The sequence below is a fragment of the Bacillus sp. 05T31 genome (genome assembly GCF_056396725.1).
Window position 1 is genome coordinate 1 of sequence record NZ_JBFTMA010000617.1, and the last position, 2709, is coordinate 2709.

Sequence of the window (2709 nt, forward strand, 5' to 3'; positions counted from 1 at the left end):
CAGACATAGTCTACTAGGCTAATAACATCGTATCCTTCATCGTTGAACCTTTCACCAAGAGCTCCAGTTCAAACTCATACAATTCTTTTTGTCGATAATTTTTCGTATGGATTTTATCCATCATTAAGTCAACAACTTTTCGAGCCATCTCGTCGATTGGCTGTTCAATTGTCGTAATACCTGGCTCTGTAATCTGTGATAAAATTTGATTATCAAAACCGATCACAGCGAGATCTTCTGGAATACTCCAACCATGGCTTTTCGCCTCTGAGATAATTCCAGCTGCAACCTCGTCGCCTCCTGCCAAAATCGCGGTAGGATTTTTTTTGTCCTTTAATACTTCATGGAATATTCGTTTTCCATCATCCCAAGAGAAAGCGTTTTCAAGAAAATCARTCGCTTCCACTTCTCTACTCTTTTCAGTAATAGCACGTAAAAAGCCCATTTTTCGCTGTTGGCTCACTACTTTCGTTTCGTTACCACGGCAAAAAATAAGATTACGATATCCTTGTTCTAATACATGATTGGCAGCTATGTATGCTCCTTGCGCATGATCGAACTTCACTGTTGGAACATTTGCTTCCTCAATATATTCATTACATAACACGATTGGACCGTGTTGCAAGTATGGCTCCACATTCTCCCATGGATTTTCTAGTGAACATAGAATAATCCCATCTACTTGTTTCGTAGATAATAATTGTAAATACTCCATCTCTTTTTCCGGTAAATATCTTGTTTGACAAATAATCAGTTTATATTTATGTTCAGAAGCAGCAATCTCGATTGCTTCAATAAATCTACTAAAAAAAGGATTTGTAATCCTTGGAACAAGCACCGCAATTGTTTCTGTTTTTTGTTTACGAAGCCTTCTCGCCGCAGAATTAGGAACGAAGCCTAAATGCTTCATTGCTAATTGAACCCTTTTCTTCTTCTCATCTGAAACATATGGATGATTATTGATTACCCTAGAAACCGTTGTCCTTGATAACCCCGCTAATTTCGCCACGTCCTCGATAGTCGACACGAAATTTTCCCCCTTTGCATGAAAACGTTTTCTTATCCTGATTATATAGTATATTATTGGAAACTGCAATATAGGTTCTTATGATTTTACTATATTAATATTATACATAGGAAAAAGTCTGTTAATGGCAGGAAATTACACACTACTTTTAGAATTTCACAATAAGAATATTTATAAAATAAAGGATGATATTTCATGAATCGGACGGATCGTTTATTAGCTATATTAATTGAATTACAAAGAAAACAAACCGTTACAGCACAAAGCTTAGCTGAAAAATTTGAGACAAGTATACGCACTATTTATCGAGATATGGACGCACTCAGCGAATCCGGCGTTCCCATTTTTTCAATGCCTGGTCACGGCTATTCATTAATGGATGGTTATTTCTTACCACCCATTCAGCTTACGCCAGAAGAGGCCGTTACTCTTTTATTGGGCGGTGATTATATTGAGAAAGCTTTCACCTCTTCTTTTTCTGTACATGCGCAATCAGCAAAAGAGAAACTTGAGGTTGTCCTCCCTACTGATCAACAAAAGAAARTTGAGGAATTGCGAGGAACTTTCCGTTTCCTTTCTCCTATATTTTCAAACCAGCAAGCCGAGCAAGAAAAACTAGAGAGCCAACTTTTCTTGTTACAAGAAGCTATTCAAAGAGAGCAATCTATCTCTTTTTACTATCGTAAACCAAGAGATATTACAACAATAAAACGGGCCGTCCACCCTTACGGTTTAGTCAACATTTCAGGAATTTGGTACATCGTTGCTCATTGTTTACTGCGAAAACAAATACGTAATTTTCGCTTAGACCGTATGGATACATTACAGCAAGAACAAGAATTTTTTACAAAACCGAAGGACTTTTCTTTACAAGACTATCAACCTGAAAACAATCGAACTGTTACGATCCATTTATTATTCCCAGCTCATATTGCGCATAAAATTATTGAATCACGATACTTTTTTATAGATTCATACGAGCATAAAGATAATGGTTTTCATGTCTTTTTGAAATCAAGAAGTATAGATGAAGTATTTCAATGGGTATTAAGCTGGGGGAGCCAGGTGCAAGTACTAGAGCCAAAAATTCTTTCTGAGAAAATATATGATGAAGTAAAAAAAATGTTAAACCTTTAATTTTTTATTTTACTACTGACATAATGTTGTCAGTAGCCCTCCTTTATAGTAGGTATTAACAAATACATTTTCATAAAAAGGGGATAACGATATGAACAGTACTACCACTTTAGAGAAATTTGAAAGTTTAGCAACGTATTATGTGAAGGAATTAGACAAATATACGATTGAACAATTTAGAAAAAAAACTTCTGAAGAAGAATGGTCGCTCGGTCAAATGTATAACCATCTGCTAGCTGCTACATATATGCAATTAGATGCAATCGAGAAATGTAAAACTGAAACACCATCTGTAGCTAACAAAAAAACGGATATGGGTGAAAAAGTATATATAATGGGAGCTTTCCCGGACATACAAATAAAAGTACCAGATCATCCTGGATATACGCCTGAAAACCCGTCATGCAAAGAAGAGCTACAGGAGCGTTTTCTAAAATTAATTACAGCTGTAAAAAACATTGAACCAACGCTTGCTTCTATTCCAAATGATTGTAAAGTGGAGCATCCTGGACTTGGGTACTTAAATGCTGCAGAGTGGTTCCAGC

3 protein-coding genes are annotated in these 2709 nt (G+C 36.1%); 2 read left to right on the plus strand and 1 reads right to left on the minus strand.

What is annotated here, in order from left to right; genetic code table 11:
* Positions 1-13: 13 nt before the first annotated feature.
* Positions 14-1027 carry a LacI family DNA-binding transcriptional regulator gene (locus AC1DJR_RS25270; RefSeq protein ID WP_477003785.1) on the minus strand — a complete coding sequence of 338 codons (1014 nt, stop codon included), beginning with the start codon at positions 1025-1027 and terminating at the stop codon, positions 14-16.
* 195 nt (positions 1028-1222) lie between these two features.
* Here AC1DJR_RS25270 and AC1DJR_RS25275 point away from each other — a divergent pair, with 195 nt between their 5' ends.
* Positions 1223-2164, plus strand: coding sequence for a helix-turn-helix transcriptional regulator (locus AC1DJR_RS25275; protein WP_477003786.1), 942 nt, complete (start codon positions 1223-1225; stop codon positions 2162-2164).
* Between the two features lie 91 nt (positions 2165-2255).
* Positions 2256-2709, plus strand: a 454-nt coding sequence (locus AC1DJR_RS25280; RefSeq protein WP_477003787.1) for a DinB family protein, incomplete at its 3' end; no start/stop codon positions are given.